Consider the following 26,860-nt stretch of genomic DNA (forward strand, 5'->3'; position numbering starts at 1 on the left):
GCGTAACTCATCAGACAAAACCGGACGGATACCGCTCACCTGCACCCTCCCCGAACGGAGGAGCTCACGAAACCAGTAACATGCGGCGCCATGAGCTCCCCCACTGGACCCGCGTCCGGCCTGCCCGTACGAATGCCGCGCCCCCGCCAGCCCGGACGGCACCGCCGCCCGGAACCGCTGGTGGCTCCCGAGGGCGCGCCCGCGCTCGTCCTCGCGGTGCCCGGCGCGCCCAGCGCCGGCACGCGCGGCCTCGCCGAGGAGGTCGTGAGCATCGCCCGCTCCGAACTGCCCGGCCTGGATGCCCGGATCGGGTACGTGGACGGGGACGACACCGAGTTCCCCGCGCTCCGTTCCGTGCTGGCGCGCACCGCCGAGGAGCGCACCGCGCGGTACGAGCAGGCGGTCGCCGCCGGGGTCGAGGGGGTCACGGAGCCCGAGGGGCCGGCCGCCGTCGTCGTCCCGCTGCTGGCCGGTCCGGACAGCGCGCTGCTGCGGCGGATCCGGCAGGCCGTGATGGACAGCCGGGTCGCCGCCGAGCTGACCGATGTCCTCGGCCCGCACCCGCTGCTCGCCGAGGCGCTGCACGTGCGGCTGTCCGAGGCGGGTCTGGCCCGTGCCGACCGTGCCCGGCTGTTCACCGTGGCCACCGCCGCCGACGGCATCATCCTGGCGTCCGTGGGCGGCGAGGAGGCCGTGCAGGCGGCCGGGATCACCGGCATGCTGCTCGCCGCACGCCTGGCCGTGCCGGTGATGGCGGCGGCCCTGGACCAGGAGGGCTCCATCGCGTCCGTGGCCGAGCAGCTGCGTTCCGCGGGTTCGCAGGCGCTGGCCCTGGCGCCGTACCTGATCGGCCCGGAGATCGACCCGGAGCTGCTCACCGCGGCGGCCGAGGAGGCGGGCTGCGCGACGGCCGAGGCGCTGGGCGCGTACCCGGCGGTCGGCAAGCTCGCGCTCGCCAAGTACACGACGGCGCTGGGCATCGCCCCGCAGCAACCGCAGGGCGTCCCGGTCCGCTGATCCGCCGGTCACCGGCGCCACAGGGCTCAGGGCTCGCGTACGACACCGGGCCCGCTCCTTCCCGGAGCGGGCCCGTCGCCGTACCCGGGCGGCGCGGCGCCTCCCGGGCGGGCCGCTCCCGTTCTCAGCCGAAGACGACGCAGGAGGCGGCGGCGACCCGCACCGAGCCGTCGTAGCGGGGGATCCCCGTGGTCGGGTCCACGGCGAACCAGGAGACGTCGCCGGAGCGCTCGTTGGCCGCGTAGAGGAAGCCGCCGTGTTCGGCCAGCGCGCGCGGCCAGTGCCCGCCGCAGGGCACCGTGCCGGTCAGCCGGAGCCCGTCCGCCTCGACGGCGAGGACCGACAGGACGTCCTCGCCGCGGGTCGCGGTCCACACGAAGCGGCCGTCGGGAGAGACGACGATGCCGGAAGGGTAGGCGTCGCCGGCCGGCGCGTCGCGCAGCACGGGGACCTCGGTCAGGGGCCTGAGCGTGCCGCGCTCGGCGTCCCAGCGGCACACCGTGACCGTGGGGGTCAGTTCGTTGACCACGTAGGCGTGGCCGCCGTCCGGGTGGAAGGCGAGGTGGCGCGGTCCGGAGCCGGGGCGCAGGGCGAATTCGCGGTGGACGACGGGGCTGCCGTCCACCAGGGTGCACACCCGGACCGAGTCCGTCCCGAGGTCGACGCTGACGGCCCACCGGCCGCTGGGGTCGGGCTGCACCTGGTGGGCGTGCGGGCCGCGCTGCCGCCGGTCGTGCGGCCCGGAACCGGTGTGCTGGAGCCGTCCGGAGGGCGCGCCGGCGAGCGAGCCGTCCGGGCGCAGGGGTACGGCGGTGACGCTGCCGCAGCCGTAGTTGGCGGTCAGCACGTGCCCGGCGTACAGGCCGAGGTGGGTGGGGCCGCTGTCGCCCACCGGCACCGGGGCGCCCGCGGGTTCCGGCCGGTCCCCGGTGACACGGTAGGCGGCGACGGCCCCCTCGGAGGTCTCGCTGACCGCGTAGAGGGTGTGCCCGTCCGGTGCGAGGGCGAGGTAGGAGGGGTCGGGCACGTCCTTGACGGCGGACAGCAGAGTGAGGGCCCCGCCGCCCGGCGTGACCTCGGCGGTCACCAGTCCGGGGCCGCCCGCCGCCGTGAACGATCCGATGAACGCCCGGCGCCTGCCCGCCCTGCCGTCCCCTGCCACCGCTGTCCCCTCTCGGTCGAGCCCGTCGAGCCGGTCCGGGGCCGACGGTAGCAGTCCCCGCCGCGCGGTCTAGACCAAGGGGCGGGGACCGGGCGGTTCGTGCCGTGCCGGGGCGCTCAGGCTTCGGCCGGCCGGGAGCGGGGTGACGCTCAGGCTTCGGCCAGCCTGGACCGGGACGGCGTGCGCAGCGGTTCCGCGAGGTCGGCGAGGGCGCGCTCCAGGCCGTGCAGATGGGCGAGGGCGGGTTCGGCGGGCGGTTCGGCGGGGTGCGCAACGGGTTCGGCGCGGCCGGCGGTGAGGGCCTCGACGGCCGCTTCCACCCGCCAGCAGGCGGCGGCGAGACGGGCGTCGTGCGAGGCCACGGGGTCGGCGGCGACCGCGACCAGGCCGCGGACCTCGCGGGCGCAGTCGTCGAGCAGCGCCAGGACCCGGCGGGCCCGCGCCTTGCGGGCCGGCACCGGGTTCAGCGGGTGCACCAGCGGCGCCACCGACAGCCGTACCCGGCCGAGCAGCTGCTCCAGTTCGGCGACGCGCGGGGCGGGGTCGGCCGTGGCGGAGCCGGCCAGCCGGGCCGCGGCCTCGGCGGTGCAGGCGTGCACGCAGCGCAGGGCCCGCTGGATCCAGGCGTCGGTGGTGGCGTGCGTGGTGACCGGGAGCACGAACAGGACGGCGAGCGCGGCGCCGAGCGCGCCGACCCCGGTCTCGGCGAGCCGCAGCGCGAGCAGTCCGGGGCTGAGGACGCCGAGCAGGCCGTAGAGGGAGGTGGCGAGCAGGGTCACCCAGAGCATCATCCAGGTGTAGGAGACGGCGGCGGTGTAGAAGATGCCGAAGACGCAGACGGCGACGAGGACCGCCGTCGGGACGGGCGCGCCGTGCACGGGGACGGCGACGAGGAGGCCCAGGCCGATGCCGAGCACCGTGCCGAGGACCCGGCGGAAGCCGCGGACCAGGGTCTCGCCGCGCGAGGCGGTGTTGACGAAGATCCACCAGGTGGCGCCGACGGCCCAGTACCAGCGCTGTCCCGACACCAGCTGCCCCAGCACGAGCGCGAAGCCGGCCCCCGCGGTCGCCTGGACGGCCTGCCGGGTGGTCACCCGGGCGAGGCCGGTGCCGCCGAGCGGGGCGGGCGGTGCGGCGGCCGGGGCGAGCCGGCGCTCGTAGCACCACAGGCCGAAGCGGACGCCGGCCGCCGCGAGCACGGACAGCAGCACGGCGGCGTACAGCTCGGGCAGCTGGTCCGGGGTGGCGTGCAGGAACTGGGCCACGAAGAAGGTCATGAAGGCGAACACGCCGAGGCTGTGCCCGCGCGGGCCCCACCGCCGGGCGTAGACGCCGGCGCCGGTGACGGCCAGGAAGGTCAGGTCCCGGGCCACGGGGTGGTCGTGCAGTCCGGCCGCGGCGGCGAGCACCGGGACGCCCACGACGGGCAGCAGGGCGGTGGTGACCGCCTGGCCGCGCACAGTGGGGTCGGCGACGGTGAACAGCGCGAGCAGCGCGGCGAGCCCTCCGGTGACCGCTCCGGGGAGGGAGTGTCCGGCCAGTCCGCAGACCACGACCGCCAGCCCGATGCCGAGGACGGCCCGCGCGGCGAAACGCAACCGCGCCCGCCCCGGGTCCGGTGCCACGAACATCCTCTTCAGCACTGCTGCCCTCCCCTGGGACCACCGATACGGAAAAGGCGCCGCGGAGATCCGCAGCGCCATTGACACGTCCATGAGAGCATCTCCGGGGTGACTGGCTCAAGTGAGCCCCGCTTCGCCGGACCATTGGCCCAGTAGATGAACCACATTCACACCCACCGGAGCGCCAACGGGCCAGGTCGGAGGGCATGCGGGGCTCTGCCTCGGCTGGGCCATTGGTACAGTCGTCCATCATGGCCGTGGACGAACTCGACACCCGCATCCTGCGGCTGCTCCTGGAGCAGCCGCGCACCAGCGTGCGCGAGTACGCCCGCATCCTCGGCGTGGCCCGCGGCACCCTCCAGGCCCGCCTGGACCGGATGGAGCGGGACGGCGTGATCACCGGCACCGGCCCCTCCCTCTCCGCCGCCGCGCTGGGCCATCCGGTGCTGGCGTTCGTGCACATCGAGGTCACCCAGGGACACCTGGACGACGTGGGGGACGCGCTGGCCGCCGTGCCGGAGATCGTGGAGGCCTTCTCGATCACCGGCGGCGGGGACCTGCTGGCCCGGGTGGTGGGCCGGGACAACGCGCATCTGGAGGACGTGATCCAGAAGCTGATCAGCCTCCCGGGCGTGGTGCGCACCCGCACCGAGGTGGCACTGCGCGAGCGGGTCCCGTACCGGCTGCTGCCCCTGGTGGAGTCGGTGGGCCGGGCGACGGCACGCGGCTGACGGTTGGCATGCTGGGCGCCATGAGCGATCTCGGCACTCTCTCGGTCATCTTCGATCTCGATGGAACGCTCGTGGACAGCGAGCCGAACTACTACGAGGCGAGCCGGCAGACCCTGGCCGCACACGGCGTCCCCGGTTTCACCTGGGCGGACCACGAGACCTACGTGGGCATCAGCACCCGGGAGTCGGTACGGATCTGGCGGGAGCGCTACGGCCTGCGCGCCTCGGTACCGGAGCTGCTGGCCGAGACGAACCGCCGCTACCTGGACCTGGCCCGCACCCGCACCCGCGCGTACCCGGAGATGCGCGCGTTCGTGGAACTGCTGGCCGCCAGGAAGGTCCCCATGGCGGTGGCCTCGGGCTCCTCCCCCGAGGCCATCGAGGCCGCCCTCGCGGGCACCGGCCTCGCCGCCCACCTGCGGACGGCGGTCTCGGCCGACGAGGTCCCCCACGGCAAGCCGGCCCCCGACGTCTTCCTCGAAGCGGCCCGCCGCCTCGGCACACCCCCGGCCGACTGCGTGGTCCTGGAGGACGCGGCCCCCGGCGCCGCCGCGGCCCACGCGGCCGGCATGCGCTGCATCGCCCTCCCGTACGTCCCCACCCAGGCGGACGCCCCCGAGTTCGCCACCGCGTCCCTACTGCTGCGCGGCGGCCAGGCGGACTTCAGGGCGCGGTCGGCGTACGCGTGGCTGTGTGACGGGGTCCGCTGAAACAGCGCGGGCCTCGAAGACGGCGTACGCGTCGTGACTCGGCGCCGGAGTCGGCCCGCCCGGCCGGACACACGCTCACTACTCGGTGGAGCCGGTCCGCGGCGTCCCGTACGGTCGGCCCGTGATGATCAAAGCGGGCGACCCCCGCAGTCTCGGCGTCCCTTCCTCCGAAGCACGGTTGCACTTCGATACGGAACTGCGGGAACTCGGCGGCGGGCCGCGGCGCCGCTTGCTCATGGTCGACGACGAGCCTGCCTTCGAGCTCAGCTTCTACTGCGGGACGTGCCCGCTCCTGTTCCGCCGGCTGGAGGGCGCGCGAGAGAAGTTGTCCCTGGAGAGCGTGGAGGAGCGGCTCACCGGCGCACTGGACGATCCGGACGACGGCGGTGTGATCGATGCGTTCGGTGCGTTGCTGCCGGAGGGCGAGTACCTTCCGCTGCTCCTGAGCGTGGAACCCCGGCTGATCATCCCAGGGAAGGAAGGTGACTACTTCAGCGGCGAACAGGTCACGACGTGGGGGATCGATCAGTTCTGGGGCCTCCCCGAGTACCCGCACACCCCCTACTACCGGACGTTCGAGACCGCGGTCGCCGCGGACGCCCACCTCTACGAGTTCGTCGTGCCCATGGTTCCCCCGACGTGGAACGAGAGGGAGCGTGTCGAGGAGTACGTCGCGCTCATGGGACAGGGAACGGTCCCCACGGTGGTGGCGATCTCCACGCTGGACGTGTGCCGGCCCGCCCTCGGCTTGGAAGACGACCCTTCCGCGCACTGGGGCCTGACCCACTTCCTCCTCGACGGCCACCACAAACTGGAGGCCGCTGCCACAGCCGGCCGGCCGGTGCGGCTCCTCTCGCTCCTGAACCTGGGCGAGAGCCTGGCCGGAGCGGAGGACTGTGCCCGGCTGCCTGCCCTGCGCACCCAGCCCCGCTCCGCCCGAGCGACCGGATAGTCGCCCCGGGAGATCCTGCCTGCGTCGACCAAGAGGCAGCCTCTCCCTAGCTCGCGTAGACCAACCAGGACGTTCAGTCACACGCGTGGCCGCGTGACGGGGCCCGCTGATCGGCTCCGCTACGGACGGCCCTCTGCGCGTGCGCGCCCGGCCCTGACTGCATAGCGTGACCCCATGAGCACAGTCCAGGCACGGCCCGCCCCCGACGAGCGGCGGTGGAAGGCGCTCGGGGTCTGTCTGGCGGCGGGATTCATCTCGCTCCTCGACACCTCGATCGTGAACGTGGCGCTCCCCTCCCTGGAGCACGGGCTGGGGGCCTCCGAGGCGGTCCAGTCATGGGTGGTCTCCGGGTACGCCCTCACCTTCGGGCTGGCACTGGTCCCGGCCGGCCGGCTCGGCGACATGCGCGGCCGGCGCCAGGTCTTCCTGGTCGGCCTCGCCCTGTTCACGGTCGCCTCGCTGGCGTGCGGGCTCGCCTCCGGCTCCGGCTGGCTGGTGGTGTTCCGGCTGATCCAGGGCACGGCGGCGGGCATGGTCGCGCCGCAGACCTCGGGGCTGATCCAGCAGATGTTCCAGGGCGCCGAACGGGCCAAGGCCTTCGGCGTGCTCGGCACGGTCATCGGGGTGTCGACGGCGGCGGGCCCGCTGGTGGGCGGGCTGCTGATCGACGCCGCCGGCACCGACGACGGCTGGCGCTGGGTGTTCTTCGTCAACCTGCCGATCGGGGTGGCCGCCTTCGCCGCGGGGCTGCGGCTGCTGCCCCGCTACCCGGCGGCGGGCAAGCGCGAGGTGTTCGACCTGTTCGGGGTGCTGCTCCTCGGCGCGGGCGTGCTCGCATTGATGCTGCCCCTGGTGCAGGAGCAGCAGTGGTCCGGGCGGGAGAAGTGGGCGCTGCTGCCGGTGGCGCTGGTGCTGCTGGGCGCGTTCTGGGCCTGGGAGCGCCGGCAGGGACTGCTCGGGCGCGCCCCGCTGGTGGACCTGGGCCTGTTCTCCCTGCGTTCGTTCACGCTGGGCTCCCTGATCAGCCTCACCTATTTCGCGGGCTTCACCACCGTCTTCTTCCTCTACGCCCTGTACCTCCAGAACGGCGTGGGCTACAGCGCGCTGGCGTCGGGGCTGACGGTGCTGCCGTTCGCGGCGGCCTCCGCGGTCGGGGCCGCCGCCGGCGGGCGGCTGGTGGTGCGGTTCGGGCGCAAGCTGGTCGTCATCGGGCTGGGCGGCGTGGCCCTCGGGCTGCTCGGAGTGATGGTGGCGGTGGCCCTCGTCCCCGGGCCGAACCTGGGCTGGGCGTCGGCGTTGCCGCTGCTCGTCGGAGGCATCGGGTCGGGCCTGACGGTCTCCCCGAACACCACCCTCACGCTCACCCGGGTCCCCGTGCAGCGCGCGGGCGCGGCCGGCGGCGTCCTCCAGACGGGTCAGCGCGTCGGCTCGGCGGCCGGGATCGCGGTGGTGGGGTCGGTGTACTTCGCCCACCTCGCCAACCACGGCCGCACCGACACGGCGATGCAGCTGGGGCTGCTCTCCGCCGTGGGCATCATCCTGGTCGCCCTGCTGCTGGCGGTCGCCGACCTGCGGGAACGCCATGTACGGCCCGAGCCGGAGAGGGCCGCGGAGCCGACCGGGCCGGGCCGGGGGGACGGCGGTGCCGTGGAGGGCGTACGGCCGGGTACGTGAGGAAGAGGCGGCCATCGACGACGGTGAGTACCCATCCGTGCCGTCTCCGGCAGGCCGCGCTCAGGACCTCCGGCGCGGCTTGCCCCGCTTGGCCGGTTTGGCCGACCGGCCGCCGGTGCGGGCGCTCGCCGTGCGCGCCGCCGGCTTGCCGGAGGATTTCGCCGACGATTTGCCTGCGGACTTCGATGCCGACTTGCCGTTCTGCTGGGTGCCGCCCCTCTCGGAGCGCCCCGGCCGGGCGTCGGCCGCGGGTCGCGCCGTCGTACGGCCCCGGGTGCTGTTGACCGTACGGCCGCGGACGATGCCGATGAAGTCCTCCACCAGGTCGGTGGTGGCCTCCTCTGGCCAGGACAGGGCGACGCCCGACTGCGGTGCGTCGACGACCGGGCGGTAGGTGAGGTCCCGGCGGTGGTACAGGCGGGCCAGCGACTGCGGTACGACCAGGAGGCCGATGTTCGCCGCCACCAGCTCGATGGCGTCCGGTGTCGTCGCGGGACGCTCGAAGGCGGGTTCGCCCGGCGGGGCCGCCCAGTCGAAGACGTCGTCCAGGGGGTGGAGGAGCACCTCGTCGGCGAGGTCGGCCAGGGTCACCTCCTCCGCCGCCGTGATCAGGTGGTCCTTGGGGACCACGACCACCGTGGTCTCGGTGTACAGCGGGATCGCGCTGAAGTACGTACGGTCGACCGGCAGCCGGACGAAGCCCGCGTCCGCCTCCCCCGCGCGCAGCACCCCGGGCGCCTCGGCGGCCGGGACCTGGACGAGGGTGAGCGGGATGCCGGGCAGCCGCTCGTTCCAGATCCTCACCCACTTGGCGGGCGTCACCCCGGGAACGTACGCGAGCCGGAACGACGGTGATTCCTCCGAGCCTGTCACCAGGCCAGACTACCGGCCGCCGGCGTCCGTCCGGTTCCCGCCGTGGTCGGCGCCCGCGCACACGGCCGATACCCTTGACCTCATGAAGTCGCAGCAGAGCACCCAGACGATGAAGCCCGCGACCGCGGCGAAGAAGCTGGGTGTGTACCTCCCCGCCACCCCCGCCTCCTTCCAGGAGGGTGTGGTCTCCCGCGCCGAGCTGAACGAGCTCCAGGCCAACCCGCCGGAGTGGCTGCGCGAGCTGCGGCTCAACGGTCCCCACCCGCGCCCGGTGGTGGCCGCGAAGCTGGGCGTGTCCATCGCGGGCCTGGCCCGGGGCGGTGTCACCGAGGCGCTGACCACCGAGCAGATCGAGGCGCTCAAGCAGGAGCGGCCCGAGTGGCTGGAGAAGGAGCGCGCCACCCAGGCCGAGGTCCGCAAGGAGGCCGCGCGGCTGAAGAACGCGAAGAAGGAGAAGGCGGACCAGGAGGGCGCCGCCGAGCGCCGCTGACCCGTCCGGCCCCGCCCCGCGGCGGGGCCGTCCCGTACCGCCCCGGGGGTCAGCCCAGGAAGCTCAGCCGCACCCGGCGGTCGGGGTTGTCCTTGTTGGTGTCCACCAGACACACCGACTGCCAGGTGCCGAGTTCCAGGCGTCCGCCGACCACCGGGAGGGTGGCGTGCGGCGGGACGAGGGCGGGCAGTACGTGATCGCGTCCATGGCCGGGGCTGCCGTGCCGGTGCTGCCAGCGGTCGTCGGCGGGCAGCAGGGTGTGCAGGGCCGCGAGGAGGTCGTCGTCGCTGCCGGCGCCCGTCTCGATGACGGCGATCCCGGCGGTGGCGTGCGGGACGAAGATGTTGAGCAGGCCGTCCCGGCCGGCCGCCGCTTCCCGCAGGAACTCCTCGCAGTCGGCGGTCAGGTCGACGACACGTTCCCGGGTGCCGGTGGAGACGTGCAGCACGCGCGTGGTGAAGGCATCGGACATGCCCCCATCCTGACCCATGCGCCGGTTTTCACACGCTCCGGCACCACCGTTTTCTGATACGGCCGGTCCAGAACGCGAGACGGCGTTGACCTGTGCACGTCCACCTGGCTAGGTTCGGCGGCATGTCGCGTTCAGCCCTGCTCACCACGCGCGGTCACATCGACCTGCTGCGGGTGGCCTCCGCCGCGTGTCGCACCGGCCGCTGACGCCCTTCCCCTCCCCCGCCTCCTCCGCCCGGACTCCGGGCCGCCCGCGCCTGCCCGTACGCACACCTTGACCGCTCATCGACCTGAGCACGGCGTTGCGGCGCGGAGCGATCCCTTCCCCTGGAGCGTTCATGAGCATCAGCCACGCCCCACCCAACCCTCCCTCGGCCGACATTTCCGGTATCTCCGGACCGGGGCGCCCCGACAGGGACGCGTTCCCCGGCCTCCAGCCCGTCGTCCCCGCCTCCGCCCGCCGCGCCCGGGTCCCCCGCTGGCTGCGCCGCACCACCGGCCCGCTCCTGCTGCTGGCCCTGTGGCAACTCCTCAGCGCCGCCGGGGTCCTGGCCCCGGACGTGCTCGCCTCGCCGGGCCGGATCGCTCATGTCGGCTGGGACCTGGTGAGCGATGGTTCGCTGCCCTCGGCCATGGCGACCTCGCTCCGGCGGGTCGCGCTCGGCCTGCTGTTCGGCACGCTGACCGGCACCGGACTCGCCCTGTTCGCGGGGCTGTTCCGGATCGGCGAGGACCTGGTGGACGCGCCGGTGCAGATGCTGCGGACGGTCCCGTTCGTCGGTCTCATCCCGCTGTTCATCATCTGGTTCGGCATCGGCGAGGCCCCGAAGACCGCGATCATCACCCTCGGTGTCACCTTCCCGCTCTATCTCAACGTGTACGCGGGCATCCGCGGTGTCGACACCCAACTCATCGAGGCGGGCGAGTCGCTGGGGCTCTCCCGGTGGGGTCTGGTACGGCACGTGGTGCTGCCGGGCGCGCTGCCCGGGGCGCTGACCGGACTGCGTTACTCGCTCGGCATCGCCTGGCTCGCGCTCGTCTTCGCCGAGCAGGTCAACGCCGACTCCGGCATCGGCTTCCTGATGGTGCAGGCGCGGGACTTCCTGCGGACCGACGTGATCGTGGTCTGCCTGATCGTCTACGCCTTCCTCGGTCTGCTCGCCGACTTCATCGTCCGCTCCCTCGAAAGGCTGCTGCTGCAATGGCGACCGACGTTCACCGGACGGTGACCGGGCCCGCGGTCCACGTCGAGGGGCTGACCCGCTCCTTCGACGGCCGCGCGGTCATCGACGGCCTACGACTCGACATCGCGCCCGGCGAGTTCGTCGCCCTGCTCGGCCGCAGCGGCTGCGGCAAGTCGACCCTGCTGCGCATCCTCGCGGGCCTGGACCGGGACATCGAGGGCACCGCGCTGGTCCCGCGCCGGCGGGCCGTCGCCTTCCAGGCGCCCCGGCTCATGCCCTGGAAGAAGGTGTGGCGCAACGTTCTGCTCGGGCTGCCCGGCAGGCCCGAACGCGCGGTGGCGGAGCGGGCGCTGGACGAGGTCGGTCTCGGCCACCGCGTCGACGCCTGGCCGAAGACCCTCTCCGGCGGCGAGGCCCAGCGCGCCTCCCTGGCCCGCGCCCTGGTGCGCGAACCCGATCTGCTGCTGCTCGACGAGCCGTTCGGCGCGCTCGACGCGCTCACCCGGATCCAGGCCCAGCGCCTGGTCGGGGAGGTCTGGCAGCGCCGGGGCTGCGCGGTGCTGCTGGTCACGCACGACGTCGAGGAGGCCGTACTGCTCGCCGACCGCGTGCTGGTCATGGACCGCGGCCGGATCGCCCACGAGCAGGCCATCGACCTCGACCGGCCGCGTGAGATCACCGATCCCCGGTTCGCCGCGCTGCGCGCCCGGCTGCTCGGACTGCTCGGTGTCGGCACCGCCGCGTAAACGCCTGACTCCCGCCCCCCTCGCACCGAACGGAACCGTCATGCGACGACGACTCGTCCCCGCCGCGCTGCTCCTGCCCCTCGCCCTCCTGCTCACCGCCTGCGGCGGCACCTCTTCCGCGAGCACCGACACCGACGGAACGGGCCCGGTCACGCTCGACGTCGGTGACCAGAAGGGCGGTTCGGAGGCCATCCTGCGCGCCGCCGGAGAGCTGGACAACCTGCACTACAAGATCAAGTGGTCGACCTTCACCTCCGGCCCGCCGCTGCTGGAGGCCGTCAACGCCCGGGCCGTCGACATCGGCGGCGTCGGCAACACCCCGCCCGTCTTCGCGGCCGGCGCCGGCTCGAAGATCACCGTCGTGGCGGCCTGGCACGGCACCTCCAAGGGCGACACCATCCTCGTGCCGAACGGCTCGAAGCTGACCGGGACCCGGCAGCTGAAGGGGAGGTCAGTCGCCGTCGCCCAGGGCTCGTCCGCCCACTACCAACTGGTCGCCTCGCTCGAGGCGGCGGGGCTGAGCCTGTCCGACGTCGAGGTGAAGTACCTCCAGCCGGCCGACGCGCTCGCCGCGTTCACCTCCGGCAAGGTCGACGCGTGGGCGGTCTGGGACCCGTACACCTCGCAGGTCCTCCAGGCCGGGCGGGGCCGGGTGCTCACCACCGGCGACGGCGTCACCAACGGCCTCACCTTCCAGGTCGCCTCGCCCGCCGCGCTGGAGGACCCGGGGAAGGCCGCCGCCGTCAAGGACTATCTGGCGCGGCTGCGCCGGGCCACGGACTGGGTGTACGGCCACCAGGAGGAGTGGGCCAAGGTGTGGGCGAAAGACACCGGTCTGCCGTACGAGGTGGCTCTGGCCTCCGTGCGGCGCACGAACTCCACCCGCGTGGCGGTCGCCGTCGACGAGCCGCTGGTCGCCTCCGAGCAGCGGATCGCCGACGCCTTCGCCGAGTTGCGGCTCATCCCGCACAAGGTCGACTTCGGTCGCTTCGTGGACCGGCGGTACAACGGCGGCCTGCCGCCGTCGACGACCCCGGCGAAGGACTAAAGGCGCAAGACCGCCGGGAAGATCCGTGGGCCTGTCCGTGTTGGGGACAGGCGTGAACGCAGCACGCGAGGCCGAGGTCGTCGTCATCGGCGCGGGCCAGGCAGGCCTGTCCGCCGCCTATCACCTGCGGCGGACCGGTTTCGCGCCGGACCGCGACTTCGTGGTCCTCGACCACTCCCCCGGGCCGGGCGGTGCCTGGCAGTTCCGGTGGCCCTCGCTGACGTTCGGCAAGGTGCACGGGATGCACGCGCTGCCCGGCATGGAGCTGACGGACGCCGACCCGGCGCGCCCCTCCTCCGAGGTGGTCGGGGAGTACTTCGACCGCTACGAGCGCGCCTTCGGCCTGCGGGTACGGCGTCCCGTCGACGTCCGCGCGGTGCGCGAGGGCACCGGAGGGCGACTGCTCGTCCAGACACCGGACGGCACCTGGGCGACACGGGCGCTGATCAACGCGACCGGCACCTGGGACCGGCCGTTCTGGCCGCGCTATCCCGGCCAGGAGACCTTCCGGGGGCGGCAGTTGCACACCGCTCAGTACGCCGGCCCCGAGGAGTTCGCCGGCCGGCGGGTCGTGGTGGTCGGCGGTGGCGCCTCGGGCACCCAGCATCTGCTGGAGCTCGCCCCGTACGCCGCCGCGACCACCTGGGTCACCCGGCGGCCCCCGGTCTTCCGCGAGGGGCCGTTCGACGAGGACGCGGGCCGCGCGGCCGTCGCTCTGGTGGAGGAGAGGGTGCGCCAGGGGCTGCCGCCGCGCAGTGTGGTCTCGGTCACCGGGCTGCCCCTGAACGACGCGATCCGGCAGGGTCTGGCGGACGGGGTCCTGGACCGGCGGCCGATGTTCGACCGGATCGTGCCGGACGGCGTGGAGTGGCGGGACGGCCACAAGGTGGCGGCCGACGTGATCCTGTGGGCGACCGGTTTCCGCGCCGCGCTCGACCATCTCGCGCCGCTCGGGCTGCGCGAGCCGGGTGGCGGCATCCGGCTGGAGGGCACCCGCGCGGTCGCCGATCCGCGAGTCCATCTCCTGGGCTACGGCCCTTCCGCCAGCACCATCGGGGCCAACCGGGCCGGGCGTGCGGCCGTCCGCGACATCCGGCGGCTGCTCGCCGGGGAGCCCCTCGCCGCGTGACGTCCCGCCGCTCAGCCGCCCGAGGGCGGCGCGGGGACCGCGGAGGACGAGGACCAGGGCACGCCGCCGTCCGGCTGGGCCGGTGCCGCGCTCTGGTGGACGGCGTGGAACTCGGCCACGTTCCGCAGGTGCTCGTCGTAGTCGGCGGTGAAGCGGGTGTCCCCCGGCCGGACCGTGACGAAGTACAGCCAGTCGCCCGGCGTGGGGTTCAGGGCCGCGCGCATCGCGTCCGCGCCGGGGTTGTCGATCGGGGTCGGAGGCAGACCCACGCGCTGGTAGGAGTTGTACGGGCTCTGCACCTGACCGCTGCCCTGGCCGGCGGGGGCGGGGTCGTGTTCGAGCGCGTAGCCGACGGTCGAGTCCATCTGCAGCGGCATTCCGCGGGCCAGCCGGTTGAGGATGACCCGGGCGATCTTGCCCATGTCCGCCTTGCTGCCGGCCTCGGCCTGGACGATGCTGGCGACGGTGACGGCCTGGTGGAGGTTCATCGCGTTGCGCTGGGCCCCCGCCGTGACCGGCGCGAGGCCGTATTTGTCGTTGGCGGTGTCGACCATGGTGCGCAGCAGCGACTCGGGGGTGGCTCCTTCCGGGATGGGGTACGTCGCCGGGAAGAGATAGCCCTCCGGGTTGCCCTCGGCCTCGCCGGGCAGTTTCAGCGCCGCCTTGCCGAGCGACTTGCGGGTGCTGCCGGGGGGCAGTCGGAGCGCCTTGTCGACCGCGTCGTACACCTGGCTCGCGCGCCAGCCCTCCGGGATGACCAGGGTGGCGGGCCTGGCCTCGTCGCGGTCGCCCGCGAGGAGCAGCAGCGGCACCGCCACGGCGGTGCCGGCCGCGACGGCGCCGGCCACGAGGGTGACGAGTCTTCCCCGGCGTGTCAGTCGGAGCGTGTTCCGTGGCGGAATGTTCGTCTGCATGCGGGCACGGTAATACGCATATCGTCATAAACCTGGCATATGTTCAGTCTGTCGGCCGCAGTTGCGCATCGCGGCGCACCAGGGCCGCGTACCGCCCGTCCCGCTCCAGGAGTTCCTCGTGCGTGCCGCGTTCGGCGACGCGCCCCGAGTCCAGCACCACGATCTGGTCGGCGTCGCGGACGGTGGACAGCCGGTGGGCGATGGTGAGGGTGGTGCGGTCGGCCGAGAGCGCGTCGATGGCCCGCTGGACGGCGGCTTCGGTGCGGGTGTCGAGTGCGCTGGTCGCCTCGTCCAGGATGAGGACCGGCGGGTCGCGCAGGATGGTGCGGGCTATGGCCAGACGCTGCTTCTCGCCGCCGGAGAAGCGGTGGCCGCGTTCGCCCACGATCGTGTCGTAGCCGTCGGGCAGCGCGGTGATGTGGTCGTGGATCTGCGCCGCCCTGGCCGCCGCGTGCAGTTCCTCGTCGGTGGCGTCCGGTTTGGCGAAGCGCAGGTTGTCGGCGACCGAGGCGTGGAAGAGGTACGTCTCCTGGGAGACGACACCGACCGCGCGGGCGAGGGTGTCGAAGTCGAGGTCGCGGACGTCCACCCCGTCCAGGGTGACCCGGCCGCCGGTGACGTCGTACAGGCGGGGGACGAGATAGCCGAGCGTGGACTTCCCGGCACCGGTCGGGCCGACGACGGCGAGGCTGCCGCCGGCCGGCACGGTGATGTCGATGCCGTCGAGGACGGGGCCGCCCTTGTCGTCGTAGCGGAACTCGACGTGCTCGAAGCGGACTTCGCCCTTGACCGTGTCGAGGCGGACCGGCCGCTCGCGCTCGGTGATGTCGACCGGCAGGTCCAGGTACTCGAAGATGCGCTGGAAGAGCGCCAGGGAGGTCTGAATCTGGACGCCGGTCGCCAGCAGGCTCACGGCCGGGCGGAACAGGCCCTGCTGGAGGGAGACGAAGGCGACGATGGTGCCGAGGGAGACGTCGGGCCCGCCGAACCGGAGGGCGAGGCCGGCGGTCCAGTAGATGACGGCGGGCATCGCGGCCATCACGATCGTGATCACGGCCATGCGCCAGCGCCCGGCCATGTTCGATCTGACCTCCAGGTCGACCAGGCGCTCGGACTCGGCGGCGAAGGACGAGGTCAGCGAGTCGGAGCGGCCCATGGTGCGGCCGAGCAGGATGCCGCTGGCCGAGAGCGACTCGGTGACCGTGGCCGCCATCGCGGCCATCTGTTTCTGCCGCTGGGTGGTGATCTTCTTGCGTTCGTTGCCGACCCGGCGGCTGATCCAGACGAACGCCGGCAGCAGGACGAGCGAGACGATCGTCAGCCGCCAGTCAAGGGCGATCATGGCGACGACCGTGGCGGCCACGCTGGTGACGTTGGAGACCAGGGAGGTGGCGGTGGAGGTGACGGTGGCCTGCATGCCGCCGATGTCGTTGGCGATGCGGGACTGCACCTCGCCGGTGCGGGTGCGGGTGAAGAAGGCGAGCGACATGCGCTGGAGCCGGCCGTAGACCGCCGTGCGCAGATCGTGCATGACCCGCTGGCCGACGGTGGTCGAGATCAGCGTCTGGAGCACGCCGAAGACGCCGGCCAGGACGGCGCTGAGGATCATGCCGAGCGCGAGCAGGCTCAGCAGACCCGTGCGGCCCTCGGGGATGGCGACGTCGAGCGTCTCCCGCAGCAGGAACGGCGTGGCCACCGAGACCAGCGAGGAGGCGCCGACCAGCAGCCCGACGACGGCGAGGCGCCCGCGATAGGGACGGAAGAGCCGCAGGATGCGGCGCACCTGGCGGGGCTGCTCGCCGGTGTCGGCAGGTGGAGTCCAGGAGGATTCGTGTTCGGGGTGCATGGGCTCCTACGGAGGTGAGCGTGGGGGGCGGCGCGGGACGGCCGACGATGCATGACTGATCGTAGCTCATTGTTACCTATATTCACAATGAGCGGCGTCCTGATATTGTTCCCGCATGACCACCCCCGATCCCGACGGCCTGCTCGCCGAGCAGTTGCTACGGCTCACCCGCAGGGTGCACCGCATCCAGAAACGCCATCTGGAACAGCGCGACCTGGGCATCACCCCGGCCCAGTCCCGGCTGCTGCGCACCCTCGCGCACTACCCCTCGCCGCCGCGCATGGCCGACCTGGCCGAGCGGCTGGAGGTCGTGCCGCGCGCGGTGACGACGCTGGTCGACGGGCTGGAGGCGGGCGGCAGGGTCCGGCGGGTGCCGGACCCGGCGAACCGGCGCGTGACCCGGATCGAGCTGACCGACGAGGGCCGCGCGGCCCTGCTGGAGCTGCGCGGCGCCCGCCGCTCGGCGGCCGAGGAGATACTGGCGCCGCTGACGGAGAAGGAGCGCCAGGTGCTCGGCGTGCTGCTGGACACGCTGATCGACGGGGAGCCCGCGCCGCGCTGCTGAGCGGCTCTCCCCCTCCGGAAGGCCCCCGCCCGAGGGGCATCCGCCCCGCCGGAGCGGCCTGTCTCGGGGACGGGGGCCCTGGTATGCGCGCGTCGGCGGCCGGACTCAGCAGCGGTCGCGGTCCTCCGTCAGCACGCCCTGGACCGTGGTCAGCGAGCGGTCGTAGCAGCCCGCCGAGCCGACGAGACGGTAGCGCTCGGTCGATGTGCCCACCGCGTGCCGCTGGTCGCGCGGGACGTTCAGCGTGTACGTGGCGTCGCCGCTGTAGGTGTCGTCCAGCCGCGACCACGCGGTGCGCCGGCCGCCCTCGCGCGTCACCGCCGACGCCCGGTCGCCGACCGTGAGCACGGTGCGCAGCCGGTCGTCCGGGCCCAGGGTGACGGTGCCGTTCATGGTGTACGTCCGATGGGTGTGCGTCGTGCGCGCCGGTCCCCGGCCGGTGGTCCCGACCGATTCGTCGTCACTCCAGAAGGCGTCGAGTCCGTCCGTGTTCTCGCCGTCGGTCCAGCGGTGGACGGAGGCGTGGGCGAGCGTCCGGGTGACGGTGGTGGTCACCCGTCCGTGAGAGGTGTCCAGGTAGCCGGAGACGGTGAGCCGGTGCCCCGCCTCGGTGTCCACCCGGTGCTCCCGGCCGGGCGTGTGGACCGAGGAGTTGGCGAGGTCGGCGGCGGTGTCCTCGATGAGCGCGCCGGGGACGTGGGCCCGGTGCGGGTCCTGCCAGACCAGGACGTTCACCGGTGTGCTCCAGCCCGGCTGCCCCGCCGGCACCCCGGCGACGGACACCTCGACGCGGTGCGGGCGGCCGTCGTTGAGCAGGCCGGCGAAGGGCGTGAGGTCGTACTCGACGGGCCGCACGTCGAAGGCGCGCGGGGCCGGGACGACGTACCAGAGGAAGGGGTTGGACCAGCCGCCCGTCCACACGTGCGGGTACGGCGCGGCGATGCCGGCGAGCCGCCCGTCGACGCTGATCCGCACCTCCCGGTACGGCCCGTGGTCGGCCTTGCAGGAGTACGGCGCCGGATCGGCGACGGTCAGGTACCAGAACTCCTCGCAGCCGCCGCCCGAACCGGTCGCGTACACCTCGGCGACGATCCGTTCGCTGTTGCGCGGGGTGGTGAGCGTCGTACCGGCGGGCGTGTCGGCGAGGGTGAGGACCCGGTCGGGCGCGGGGGCCGCGGGGCGCCCCGCGTAGAAGGCCAGGGTGACGTGTACGTCGATGACACCGGTGTAGGTGTCGTCCACCACGTTGCCGATCAGCATCTCGACGTCCCGGGCGGCGCGGAAGGTCTCGCTGTAGCGGGTGACGTCCTTCTCGACGTGCCACTCGATGCCGTCGGGCGAGGGTTCCGGGGTGGAGGTGCGCAGGACCTCGACCCCGCCGACCCGCAGATAGCCGAGCCGGTCGTACTGACGGCCCTTCACCTTCCCGTCGAGGCGCAGCACGACCTTGCTCCAGCGGTCGCCGCAGCCCTCGGGGGGCGCGTAGGTGCCGTGGTAGGGCGTGAAGTCACGGAACCGTGCGTCGGCGAGGGTGACCTGGCAGGAGCGGGTGTGCGGCCGGCCGACGGGCGGGGCCGCGGTCACCGGGTCGTGCCAGTCGGTGCCGAACTCGGCGGGTACGTCCACCGCTCGGGCGGTCGGCGCACCCGTGCCGAAGAGCGCGCTCGCCAGGAGGGTCGCTCCGGCAAGCATGGACATGACTAACTGTCGTCTCATGGCCGGTGTTCTACGGGCGGACGGCCCGCCCCGCAATGACGCCTCGGGAGATCGGCGCGATGCGCACGGCCGTCCGGGACGCCACGCAGGCACCCAGAAAAGTGACAATCAGTTATATAAGCGCATCGTACTGGCATAGTGCGGGCATGGAGATCACGACGGCCGGCGGCCCTCCCGCCGGGCGCGCGGCCGCGCGCTCCGCGCCCCGCGCCGCCGAGGGGCATCCACGGTGAAAGCACCGGTCACAAACCCGTCGGGACGGCACCGCCGGGCCGTCCGCACGCTCGCCGGAGCCGTCGTACTCGCCCTCGCCCTCGCGGGAGCCGCCGTCGTCACCGTCAGCGCCCCGTTCGCCGGTCCGGGCCGGCGACCCGCCCCCGGCGCACCGGCCACGGCCGCCGGTCCGGCCCCGTCGCCCGGCGCGCCGGGCATCGGCGATCCGCTCATGCCGCTGGCCGGCAACGGCGGTTACACCGTCCGCCGTTACACGCTCGACTTCGACTGGCGGGCCCCCCGCACACCCTTCGAGGCCGCGGCCTCCATCAGCGCCACCGCCGACCAGGCCCTGTCCCGCTTCGACCTGGACTTCGCGGGCAACACGCTGCACCGCGTGACCGTCGACGGGGCGCCGGCCGCAGCCGAGCGCCACGGTGACGAACTCGTCGTCACCCCCGCGAAACCCATCCCGCGCGGCCGCGCGTTCACCGTCCGCGTCGCCTACACCGCCGACCCCACGCAGGGACGCCACCGCGACGACGCCATCCAGGACTACGGCTGGGTCCCCACGCCCGACGGGACCGTCGTCTGCGCGCAGCCCGACGGCGCCCGGATGATCTTCCCGGCCAACGACCACCCCAGTCTGCGGGCGCCCATCACCTTCCGCGTGACGACCCCGCCCGGAGTCAGCGCGGTGGCCAACGGCCGCCTCGTCGGCACCGAGCGGCACCCCGACGGCCGCACCCGCTGGACGTACGACTCCGAACAGCCGATCGCGGCGCAGCTGGTCCAGCTGGCCATCGGAAGGTTCACGTTCGTCGACAGCGAGGGGCCGCGCGGGCTGCCCGTGCGGGACGTGGTGCCGGACGGCCTGGTCGCGGACACCGAGGAGTACCGTTCGCTCACCCCGGACCACCTGGCCTGGCTGGAACAGCGGCTCGGCCCCTACCCGTTCCGCCGCTACGGCGTGCTGGTCGGGGACACCGACCTGCCGGTGGCGCTGGAGACCCAGTCGCTCGCCGTCGTGCCCCGGGACGACCTGCTGGGCGACCGGGTCGGCGCGGAACGCAACCTCGTGCACGAACTGACCCACCATTGGACTGGTGACAGCGTCGCCATCCGGCGCTGGTCCGACCTGTGGCTGAGCGAGGGTCACGCCCGTTACTACGAACGGCTGTACTCCGACGAGCACGGCGGGGCCGAGCTGGAGTCCGTGATGCGGGCGGCGTACGAGCGGCACGACCAGTGGCGGCACGACGAGGGGGCGCCCGCCGAACCCACCGACGCCACGCTGTTCAAGGTGATGCGGTACGACGGCTCGGCGCTGGTGCTGTTCGCGCTGCGGGAAAAGGTCGGCGAGGAGACCTTCGGCCGGATCGAGCGGGCCTGGGTGACCGCCTACCGGGGCCGGGCGGCCGGCACCCGGGACTTCATCGCGCTCGCGTCCCGGGTCGCGGGCGAGGACCTCGGCCCGTTCCTCCACCCGTGGCTGTACGGCGCGCACACCCCGCCGATGCCGGGGCATCCCGACTGGCAGGTGGACCCGGTGGAGGACTGAGCGCTGGGGCAACCGGGCGGCCGGGCCGGGACCGGACGGCCTGTCATGTTTGGTTGCCCCGGGCAGCGGAGTCACTGCCGCCGACCGGGTGGCCTCTGCGGGAGGGCTGGTCCACACCGGTGACCCTCGCCACGACACGGCGCTCCGGGCACGGAAACGTACGAGGGGTGGCGCGACGGGCAACTCCTCTGCCCTGGTTGCGAACGAGCGTGGTTGGGAGAGCCCCTGCAATGAGAAGAAATGTCGTTGCCCGTATCCCCGGTGCCGTCCGGAGATGCCGCCGTACGGCCTGTGTCATCGCGGGGGCGGCGCTGCTGCCACCGCTGCTGATCCTCCCGATGTCCGGCTGCGCCGATCCGTCCGACCGGCGGCTGCAGGACGCCTTCACGGACGCCGCACGCGAGTTCCACGTGCCGCGCAGTGTCCTCATGAGCGTGTCCTACCTGCAGTCGCGCTGGGACTCCCACCCCGGCGCGCCCAGCGTCGCCGGCGGCTTCGGGCCGATGCACCTGCTGGACCCCGAACTCGTCACGACGCCGGCCCCCTCCGCCACCGCGCGGGCGGCGGACGGCGTCCAGGCCCAGCCCCGCGCCGCGGCCCCCGGACCGGCCGCCACCGACGGCGCCGGCACCTCGCCCGGCCACGCCGTGCAGCCCGCGGACCTGCCCCACGCGGCACGGCTGATCCACGTCCCGGCCGAACAACTGCGCAAGGACGCCGTCGCCAACGTACGCGGCGGCGCGGCGCTCCTGGCCGCCACGCAACGGCAGCTCGGCAAGCCCCTCAGCGCCGACCCGGCGGACTGGTGGGAGGCGGTGGCGCGCTTCCCGGGCACCCGTGACGTCTCGTCGGCCGCCGCCTACGCCGACGATGTCTTCGCCCTGATCCGCCGGGGCGCGCACCGCACCACCGCCGAGGGGCAGGAGGTCACGCTGCCCGCCACCCCCCGCGTCCGGCCGCGCCAGCACACCCCCTCCGCCCAGGGACCGCAGCGGCAGAAGGACGTCGAGTGCCCCGCCGAACTGGCCTGCGACTGGCTCGGCGCGCCGTACGAGGAGATCGACGACAGCGCGTACGGCAACCACGACCTGGCCGACCGCCCCAGGGACCAGCCGATCGAGTACATCGTCATCCACGACACCGAGGCGGAGCTGCCGAGCATGCTCCAGACGGTGCAGGACCCCACGGAGTCGTCGTGGCACTACTCGATCCGCTCCAGCGACGGCCACGTCACCCAGCACGTCAAGACCAAGGACGAGGCCTGGCACTCCGGCAGCCAGTTCGTGAACGCCCGCTCCATCGGCATCGAGCACGAGGGGTTCCTCACCCAGCCGGGAACCTGGTACACGGAACGCATGTACCGGGCCTCGGCGCGCCTGGTGAAGTACCTGGCGAAGAAGTACGCCATCCCGCTGGACCGGCAGCACATCTTCGGCCACGACAACGTGCCGGCCCCGACCGCCGGCAGCATTCCCGACATGCACGACGACCCCGGCCCCTTCTGGGACTGGCGCCACTACTTCGACCTCCTCGGCGCACCGCTGCGGGCCACGGCGGGACCGGACAGTGACATGGTGACCATCCTGCCCGACTACGCCACGCACAAGCCGGAGTTCACGGGCTGCGGCGGCAGTGGTTCACCGTGTCGGCCGCACGGCTCCAGCGCCGTCCGCCTGTACACCGAGCCGAGCGAGCGCGCCCCGCTGATCCAGGACCCGGGCCGCAAACCGGACGGCGAGGACTCCACGGTGGACGTCAACGACCTGGGCTCGCGGGTCTCCGCCGGTCAGACCTTCGCCGTGGCCGACCGCAGCGGAGACTGGACGGCGATCTGGTTCCAGGGCAACAAGGCCTGGTTCAAGAATCCCCGGAACCAGCCCACCGCCGTCGGCGCGGCCGGGCGCATGGTCACCCCGAAGGAGGGCCTGGACGAGATCCCGGTGTACGGGCGCGCCCTGCCGGAGGAGGAGGCGTACCCGGACGGCATCGACGAGCCGGACGAGTCGCCGCTCCCGTACAGCTTCCAGGCGGGCCAGCGGTACGTGACGCAGTCCGGTGTCGGCAGCTCCTACACCGCCAAGTCCTTCAGCGACACGCCCAACCCGGTGGTGTGGGGCCGGGAGAAGTACTACGAGATCCAGTTCGGCCACCGGCTCGCGTATGTGCGGGCCAGCGACGTGGACGTGGTGTCCTCGACCGCCTCGTCGGGGCCGCAGGAGAGCCCGGCCTCCCGGACCGCCCCCTCGGTCCCCATCGCCCCGACCGCTCCTTCCAGGCCTTCCAGGCCTTCCGCCCCTTCCGGCCCTTCCGGCCCGGCAAGCCCGGCCGGTTCCGCCGGTTCCGCCGGACGATGACCGCGCGGCAGCCGGGAACCCAGGGGCCCGGCTGCCGGACGGCGGTGCCATGGCCGATCACGGCCGATTTCGCGGGCCGTCAGGAAAAACTGTTTGAAATTCACCACTGCATGACGTCAACCTTTCACGGCTTGTCGCCGCGCACCGCGGCGTTCCGCTCCTGCCCTGCCCTGACACGAGCCACTGGGACGTCATGCAGATCCAAGACCTTCCGTATCCCGATCCGGGCGTGCCCGACGCGCGCTCGGGTCCCCGATTCCTGTGGTGGCTCTGGCGCAACCAGCTGGGCGGACAGCTGAAGTCGCTCGCCTGGGGCCTGCTGCATTTCGTCTCCGTCTCCGCCCTGCCCTTCTGCGTCGGTCTCGCCGTGCAGGCGGCCGTCGACCGCTCCGGCACCCGGCTCGCCCTGACGGGGGGTCTGATGGTGCTGTGCGGAACAGGGCTCGCCGTCGGTGACACCATGCTGCACCGCGCGGCCGTCACCAACTGGATCACCGCCGCCGCCCGCGTCCAGCAGCTGCTGGCGCGCAAGGCCGCCCACCTGGGCTCGGCCCTGACCCGGCGGGTGGCCGCCGGTGAGGTGGTGGCCGTGTCCACGGGTGACGTCGAGAAGATCGGCTGGTTCGTCGAGGCCGTCTCCCGCTTCACCGCCGCCGCCGCGACGGTGGTGATCGTCGCCGTCGGCCTGGTCGTGTACCAGCCCGCTCTCGGCGTGGTCGTCGCCGTGGGCCTGCCCGTCGTGGCGCTCGCGGTGCTGCCCCTGCTGCCCCGGGCGACCCGCCGCGCCGACGTCCAGCGCGAGAAGGCGGGCCGGGCCACCGAGCTGGCCTCGGACACGGTCGCGGGTCTGCGGGTGCTGCGCGGCATCGGCGGCGAGGAGCTGTTCCTGGACCGCTACCGCCGGGCCTCCCAGGAGGTACGGCACGCCGCCGTACGCAGTGCCCGGATGTGGTCGCTGATCTCCGCCGTCCAGGTGCTGCTGCCCGGACTACTGCTGATCGCGGTCGTCTGGCGCGGCGTCGGCCTGGCCCGCGAGGGCCGGATCGATGTCGGCGAACTCGTCACCGTCTACAGCGCGGTCATGATCCTCAGCTACCCGCTGCGTCACTTCGAGGAGATCGCCATGGCGTACTCCTTCTCCCGTCCCTCGGCCAAGCGCGCCGCGCGTGTGCTGTCACTGGAGCGGTCCACGGACACCGACGGCACCCGTGCGGCCGAGGTGCCGGGCGGCGACCTGTACGACCCGGTGACCGGTCTGCTCGCGCCCGCCGGCCGGTTCACCGCCGTGGTGTGCGGTGACCCGGACGCGGCGGGCAGGCTGGCCGAGCGGCTCGGCGGCCACCCCGCCGAGCCGGACCGGTCGGTGCTGCTGGGCGGGGTGCCCCTGGACGACCTGCCCCTCGACAGCGCCCGCACCGCCGTCCTCGTGCAGGACAAGGACCCGGTGCTGCTGTCCGGCACGCTGCGCGAGCTGCTGGACGTACCCTCCTCCGGTGCGGTGCCGGCCGCGGACGCGCTCGCCGCGGCGCAGTGCGAGGACGTGCTGGACGCGCTGGTGCAGGGTTCGCTGGACGCCGCCGATCCGATGGACGCCCGGATCACCGAGCGCGGCCGGTCCCTGTCCGGCGGCCAGCGCCAGCGACTGGCCCTCGCCAGGTCGCTGATCACCGATCCGCAGGTGCTGGTGCTGGACGAGCCGACCTCCGCGGTCGACTCGCACACCGAGGCGCGGATCGCGGACGGGCTGCGCCGGCTGCGGTCGGGACGGACGACCGTGGTGTTCACCTCCTCGCCGCTGCTGCTCGACCGCGCGGACCGGGTCGCCTTGGTGCACGAGGGCCGGGTCGCGGCGGTCGGCCCGCACCGCGAGCTGATCGACGGCGAGCCCCGGTACCGGGCCGTGGTGACCCGGGAGACCGACGAGGAACTGGCCGCCGACGACGGCACGCTGCTGGACGAGCTCCAGGAGCTGGAAGAGATCGAGGAGAGCGCATGATCGGCGTCGCACCGCCGGACTACGACCCGGCGGCCCCGACGACCGCCACCACCCTGCCCGTCGGCGCCGTGGCGACCGTGCGCGCCTACGTCACCGAGCTGTTCCGCCGGCACCGCCGGGCCTTCCTGCTGCTCATCGCCGTCAACACGGTGGCCGTCATCGCCTCCATGGCGGGCCCGTACCTGCTCGGCGGGCTGGTCGAGCGGGTGTCGGACGGGGCCCGGGAACTCCACCTGGGGCTGACCGCCGGGCTGTTCGTGCTCGCGCTGGCCGTGCAGGCCGTGTTCGTCCGGCAGGTGCGGCTGCGGGGCGCGATGCTCGGCGAGCGGATGCTGGCCGACCTGCGCGAGGACTTCCTCGTCCGGTCCGTGGGGCTGCCGCCGGGCGTGCTGGAACGGGCGGGCACCGGCGACCTGCTCTCCCGTATCACCACCGACATCGACCGGCTGGCCAACGCCATGCGCGAGGCCGTGCCGCAGCTGGCCATCGGTGTCGTGTGGGCCCTGTTGCTGCTCGGCGGGCTGGTGGTGACGGCGCCGCCGCTGGCCGCCGCCGCGCTGCTCGCCGTACCGGTCCTGGTGATCGGCTGCCGCTGGTACTTCAAGCGGGCTCCGTCCGGCTACCGTTCGGAAGCCGCCGGGTACGCCGCCGTCGCCGCCGCGCTCGCCGAGACCGTGGACGCGGGCCACACCGTCGAGGCGCACCGCCTCGGTGCCCGCCGCGTGGCCCTGTCCGAGCAGCGGATCGCGCAGTGGGTCGCGTGGGAGAGGTACACGCTCTGGCTCCGCTCCGTGCTCTTCCCGGTCATCAACACCGTCCACCTCCTCGTGCTCGGCTCGGTCCTGATGGTCGGCGGGGTGTTCGTGCTGCGGGGCTGGATAGGGGTGGGTCAGCTCACCACCGGTGCCCTCATCGCGCAGATGCTGGTCGACCCGGTCAACCTGATCCTGCGCTGGTACGACGAGGTGCAGGTCGCCCAGGTGTCGCTGGCCCGCCTGGTCGGCGTCCGGGACATCGAGCCGGACGCCGGGGACGCGGCACTGGCCCCCGAGGGACGGGTCGTGGACGCCGACCGGGTGCGCTTCGGTTACCGGGAGGGCGTCGACGTGCTGCGCGAGGTCTCCCTGCGGGTCGCTCCGGGCACCCGGATGGCCCTCGTCGGCCCGTCCGGTGCGGGCAAGTCCACCCTGGGCCGGCTGCTCGCCGGGATCTACGCGCCCCGGGGCGGACGGGTCAGCCTGGGCGGGGCGGAGCTGTCCCGGATGCCCGCCGAGCGCGTCCGCGCGCATGTCGCCCTGGTCAACCAGGAGCACCATGTCTTCGTGGGTTCCCTGCGGGACAACCTCCTGCTGGCCCGCACCGACGCCACGGACGCCGAACTGTGGGCGGCTCTCGGCGCGGTCGACGCGGACGGCTGGGCCCGGGCCCTGGACGACGGTCTGGACACCGAGGTCGGCTCCGGCGGTCTGGCGCTGACCCCGGCACAGGCACAGCAGATCGCGCTGGCCCGGCTGGTGCTCGCCGATCCGCACACGCTGGTCCTGGACGAGGCGACCTCGCTGCTCGACCCGCGCGCGGCCCGGCATCTGGAACGCTCCCTGGCACGGGTCCTCGAAGGCCGCACCGTGGTGGCCATCGCCCACCGGCTGCACACCGCCCACGACGCCGACGTGATCGCCGTCGTCGAGAACGGCCGGATCAGCGAGCTCGGCAGCCATGAGGAGCTGGTCGCGGCGGAGGGGGCGTACGCGGCGCTGTGGCGCTCCTGGCACGGGTGAGGACCGGGCGGGGGCGCGGGTGGGCACGCGTGCGGGGACGGCCCCCTGGGAGGGGTGGCAGAGGGCGGCTGCCCGGGGGCGCGCGCGGGGGCGTCGACCGTGAGGGCG

General features: G+C 73.5%; 23 protein-coding genes. 16 read left to right on the forward strand and 7 right to left on the reverse strand.

The window, feature by feature from the left end; genetic code table 11:
• Positions 1–90 precede the first annotated feature (90 nt).
• Positions 91–1,017, forward strand: a complete 927-nt coding sequence (locus Srubr_RS03150) for a sirohydrochlorin chelatase (RefSeq protein ID WP_189993444.1) — start codon at positions 91–93, stop codon at positions 1,015–1,017.
• Positions 1,018–1,141: 124 nt separating this feature from the next.
• Here the strand turns inward: Srubr_RS03150 and Srubr_RS03155 are convergent, their stop codons facing one another.
• Together Srubr_RS03155 and Srubr_RS03160 are read right to left on the reverse strand one after the other, a co-directional pair.
• Positions 1,142–2,179, reverse strand: a complete 1,038-nt coding sequence (locus Srubr_RS03155) for a lactonase family protein (RefSeq protein ID WP_189993446.1) — start codon at positions 2,177–2,179, stop codon at positions 1,142–1,144.
• A gap of 149 nt (positions 2,180–2,328) precedes the next feature.
• Positions 2,329–3,822 (reverse strand): FUSC family protein, encoded by a 1,494-nt coding sequence (locus tag Srubr_RS03160; protein ID WP_189993448.1) that lies wholly within the window; start codon positions 3,820–3,822, stop codon positions 2,329–2,331.
• A 230-nt stretch (positions 3,823–4,052) separates the two neighbouring features.
• On the opposite strand from Srubr_RS03160, the gene Srubr_RS03165 reads away from it, so the two are divergent.
• The 4 genes from Srubr_RS03165 to Srubr_RS03180 all read left to right on the forward strand — a co-directional run bounded on the left by Srubr_RS03165 (position 4,053) and on the right by Srubr_RS03180 (position 7,868).
• Positions 4,053–4,532 (forward strand): Lrp/AsnC family transcriptional regulator, encoded by a 480-nt coding sequence (locus tag Srubr_RS03165; RefSeq protein ID WP_181797548.1) that lies wholly within the window; start codon positions 4,053–4,055, stop codon positions 4,530–4,532.
• Between the two features lie 20 nt (positions 4,533–4,552).
• The gene (locus tag Srubr_RS03170) at positions 4,553–5,242 is read left to right on the forward strand and encodes an HAD family hydrolase (RefSeq protein WP_189993449.1); all 690 of its coding nucleotides are present in this window, start codon (positions 4,553–4,555) and stop codon (positions 5,240–5,242) included.
• A 124-nt stretch (positions 5,243–5,366) separates the two neighbouring features.
• Positions 5,367–6,194: a hypothetical protein gene (locus tag Srubr_RS03175; protein ID WP_189993694.1), complete on the forward strand. Its 828-nt coding sequence runs from the start codon at positions 5,367–5,369 to the stop codon at positions 6,192–6,194.
• A 174-nt stretch (positions 6,195–6,368) separates the two neighbouring features.
• Entirely contained in the window at positions 6,369–7,868 is a 1,500-nt protein-coding gene (locus Srubr_RS03180) for an MFS transporter (protein ID WP_189993451.1), read from the forward strand.
• A gap of 60 nt (positions 7,869–7,928) precedes the next feature.
• On the opposite strand, the gene Srubr_RS03185 is transcribed toward Srubr_RS03180, so the two are convergent.
• A complete protein-coding gene (locus tag Srubr_RS03185) occupies positions 7,929–8,741 on the reverse strand; it encodes a LysR family substrate-binding domain-containing protein (RefSeq protein ID WP_189993454.1) in 813 nt (270 codons plus the stop codon).
• Positions 8,742–8,823: 82 nt separating this feature from the next.
• Here Srubr_RS03185 and Srubr_RS03190 point away from each other — a divergent pair, with 82 nt between their 5' ends.
• Positions 8,824–9,231, forward strand: a complete 408-nt coding sequence (locus tag Srubr_RS03190) for a DUF5997 family protein (protein WP_189993456.1) — start codon at positions 8,824–8,826, stop codon at positions 9,229–9,231.
• Between the two features lie 49 nt (positions 9,232–9,280).
• Here the strand turns inward: Srubr_RS03190 and Srubr_RS03195 are convergent, their stop codons facing one another.
• Entirely contained in the window at positions 9,281–9,703 is a 423-nt protein-coding gene (locus tag Srubr_RS03195) for a secondary thiamine-phosphate synthase enzyme YjbQ (RefSeq protein WP_189993458.1), read from the reverse strand.
• Between the two features lie 122 nt (positions 9,704–9,825).
• On the opposite strand from Srubr_RS03195, the gene Srubr_RS41795 reads away from it, so the two are divergent.
• The 5 genes from Srubr_RS41795 to Srubr_RS03215 all read left to right on the forward strand — a co-directional run bounded on the left by Srubr_RS41795 (position 9,826) and on the right by Srubr_RS03215 (position 13,809).
• Complete coding sequence (locus Srubr_RS41795; protein ID WP_350968097.1) at positions 9,826–9,909, forward strand: putative leader peptide; 84 nt, start codon at positions 9,826–9,828, stop codon at positions 9,907–9,909.
• 131 nt (positions 9,910–10,040) lie between these two features.
• Entirely contained in the window at positions 10,041–10,931 is an 891-nt protein-coding gene (locus Srubr_RS03200) for an ABC transporter permease (protein WP_189993460.1), read from the forward strand.
• The gene (locus tag Srubr_RS03205; RefSeq protein ID WP_189993462.1) at positions 10,904–11,632 is read left to right on the forward strand and encodes an ABC transporter ATP-binding protein; all 729 of its coding nucleotides are present in this window, start codon (positions 10,904–10,906) and stop codon (positions 11,630–11,632) included. The genes Srubr_RS03200 and Srubr_RS03205 overlap by 28 nt, the downstream gene beginning before the upstream one ends.
• Before the next feature lie 40 nt (positions 11,633–11,672).
• Entirely contained in the window at positions 11,673–12,680 is a 1,008-nt protein-coding gene (locus tag Srubr_RS03210; RefSeq protein WP_189993464.1) for an ABC transporter substrate-binding protein, read from the forward strand.
• Between the two features lie 52 nt (positions 12,681–12,732).
• The gene (locus Srubr_RS03215; RefSeq protein WP_189993466.1) at positions 12,733–13,809 is read left to right on the forward strand and encodes an NAD(P)-binding domain-containing protein; all 1,077 of its coding nucleotides are present in this window, start codon (positions 12,733–12,735) and stop codon (positions 13,807–13,809) included.
• A gap of 11 nt (positions 13,810–13,820) precedes the next feature.
• On the opposite strand, the gene mltG is transcribed toward Srubr_RS03215, so the two are convergent.
• Positions 13,821–14,723, reverse strand: coding sequence for an endolytic transglycosylase MltG (gene mltG / locus Srubr_RS03220; RefSeq protein WP_189993468.1), 903 nt, complete (start codon positions 14,721–14,723; stop codon positions 13,821–13,823).
• A gap of 43 nt (positions 14,724–14,766) precedes the next feature.
• Positions 14,767–16,569: an ABC transporter ATP-binding protein gene (locus Srubr_RS03225; RefSeq protein WP_189993470.1), complete on the reverse strand. Its 1,803-nt coding sequence runs from the start codon at positions 16,567–16,569 to the stop codon at positions 14,767–14,769.
• A 115-nt stretch (positions 16,570–16,684) separates the two neighbouring features.
• Between Srubr_RS03225 and Srubr_RS03230 the strand changes: the two genes are divergently transcribed.
• Positions 16,685–17,134 (forward strand): MarR family winged helix-turn-helix transcriptional regulator, encoded by a 450-nt coding sequence (locus Srubr_RS03230; RefSeq protein WP_189993472.1) that lies wholly within the window; start codon positions 16,685–16,687, stop codon positions 17,132–17,134.
• 105 nt (positions 17,135–17,239) lie between these two features.
• Here Srubr_RS03230 and Srubr_RS03235 read toward each other — a convergent pair whose 3' ends face one another.
• Positions 17,240–18,850 (reverse strand): peptide-N4-asparagine amidase, encoded by a 1,611-nt coding sequence (locus Srubr_RS03235; protein WP_308439896.1) that lies wholly within the window; start codon positions 18,848–18,850, stop codon positions 17,240–17,242.
• A gap of 229 nt (positions 18,851–19,079) precedes the next feature.
• On the opposite strand from Srubr_RS03235, the gene Srubr_RS03240 reads away from it, so the two are divergent.
• From Srubr_RS03240 to Srubr_RS03255, 4 genes are all read left to right on the forward strand, one after another.
• Positions 19,080–20,624, forward strand: coding sequence for a M1 family metallopeptidase (locus tag Srubr_RS03240; RefSeq protein ID WP_268257575.1), 1,545 nt, complete (start codon positions 19,080–19,082; stop codon positions 20,622–20,624).
• Between the two features lie 230 nt (positions 20,625–20,854).
• Complete coding sequence (locus tag Srubr_RS03245; RefSeq protein ID WP_189993474.1) at positions 20,855–22,978, forward strand: N-acetylmuramoyl-L-alanine amidase; 2,124 nt, start codon at positions 20,855–20,857, stop codon at positions 22,976–22,978.
• Positions 22,979–23,171: 193 nt separating this feature from the next.
• Positions 23,172–24,974, forward strand: coding sequence for an ABC transporter transmembrane domain-containing protein (locus tag Srubr_RS03250; protein WP_189993476.1), 1,803 nt, complete (start codon positions 23,172–23,174; stop codon positions 24,972–24,974).
• A complete protein-coding gene (locus Srubr_RS03255) occupies positions 24,971–26,752 on the forward strand; it encodes an ABC transporter ATP-binding protein (RefSeq protein ID WP_189993478.1) in 1,782 nt (593 codons plus the stop codon). The genes Srubr_RS03250 and Srubr_RS03255 overlap by 4 nt, the downstream gene beginning before the upstream one ends.
• Positions 26,753–26,860 lie beyond the last annotated feature (108 nt).

The organism is Streptomyces rubradiris, from assembly GCF_016860525.1.
In the GTDB taxonomy this organism is placed as follows: Bacteria; Actinomycetota; Actinomycetes; order Streptomycetales; family Streptomycetaceae; genus Streptomyces; species Streptomyces rubradiris.

What these genes read in the sequence shown, in the direction of transcription:
- Srubr_RS03170 (WP_189993449.1), top strand. Translation starts at nt 4,553, where the DNA reads ATGAGCGATCTCGGCACTCTCTCGGTCATCTTCGATCTCGATGGAACG.
- Srubr_RS03180 (WP_189993451.1), top strand. Translation starts at nt 6,369, where the DNA reads ATGAGCACAGTCCAGGCACGGCCCGCCCCCGACGAGCGGCGGTGGAAG.
- Srubr_RS03175 (WP_189993694.1), top strand. Translation starts at nt 5,367, where the DNA reads ATGATCAAAGCGGGCGACCCCCGCAGTCTCGGCGTCCCTTCCTCCGAA.
- Srubr_RS03195 (WP_189993458.1), bottom strand. Translation starts at nt 9,703, where the DNA reads ATGTCCGATGCCTTCACCACGCGCGTGCTGCACGTCTCCACCGGCACC.
- Srubr_RS03190 (WP_189993456.1), top strand. Translation starts at nt 8,824, where the DNA reads ATGAAGTCGCAGCAGAGCACCCAGACGATGAAGCCCGCGACCGCGGCG.
- Srubr_RS03225 (WP_189993470.1), bottom strand. Translation starts at nt 16,569, where the DNA reads ATGCACCCCGAACACGAATCCTCCTGGACTCCACCTGCCGACACCGGC.
- Srubr_RS03235 (WP_308439896.1), bottom strand. Translation starts at nt 18,850, where the DNA reads ATGAGACGACAGTTAGTCATGTCCATGCTTGCCGGAGCGACCCTCCTG.
- Srubr_RS03200 (WP_189993460.1), top strand. Translation starts at nt 10,041, where the DNA reads ATGAGCATCAGCCACGCCCCACCCAACCCTCCCTCGGCCGACATTTCC.
- mltG (WP_189993468.1), bottom strand. Translation starts at nt 14,723, where the DNA reads ATGCAGACGAACATTCCGCCACGGAACACGCTCCGACTGACACGCCGG.
- Srubr_RS03255 (WP_189993478.1), top strand. Translation starts at nt 24,971, where the DNA reads ATGATCGGCGTCGCACCGCCGGACTACGACCCGGCGGCCCCGACGACC.
- Srubr_RS03205 (WP_189993462.1), top strand. Translation starts at nt 10,904, where the DNA reads ATGGCGACCGACGTTCACCGGACGGTGACCGGGCCCGCGGTCCACGTC.
- Srubr_RS03165 (WP_181797548.1), top strand. Translation starts at nt 4,053, where the DNA reads ATGGCCGTGGACGAACTCGACACCCGCATCCTGCGGCTGCTCCTGGAG.
- Srubr_RS03150 (WP_189993444.1), top strand. Translation starts at nt 91, where the DNA reads ATGAGCTCCCCCACTGGACCCGCGTCCGGCCTGCCCGTACGAATGCCG.
- Srubr_RS41795 (WP_350968097.1), top strand. Translation starts at nt 9,826, where the DNA reads ATGTCGCGTTCAGCCCTGCTCACCACGCGCGGTCACATCGACCTGCTG.
- Srubr_RS03230 (WP_189993472.1), top strand. Translation starts at nt 16,685, where the DNA reads ATGACCACCCCCGATCCCGACGGCCTGCTCGCCGAGCAGTTGCTACGG.
- Srubr_RS03250 (WP_189993476.1), top strand. Translation starts at nt 23,172, where the DNA reads ATGCAGATCCAAGACCTTCCGTATCCCGATCCGGGCGTGCCCGACGCG.
- Srubr_RS03210 (WP_189993464.1), top strand. Translation starts at nt 11,673, where the DNA reads ATGCGACGACGACTCGTCCCCGCCGCGCTGCTCCTGCCCCTCGCCCTC.
- Srubr_RS03245 (WP_189993474.1), top strand. Translation starts at nt 20,855, where the DNA reads ATGAGAAGAAATGTCGTTGCCCGTATCCCCGGTGCCGTCCGGAGATGC.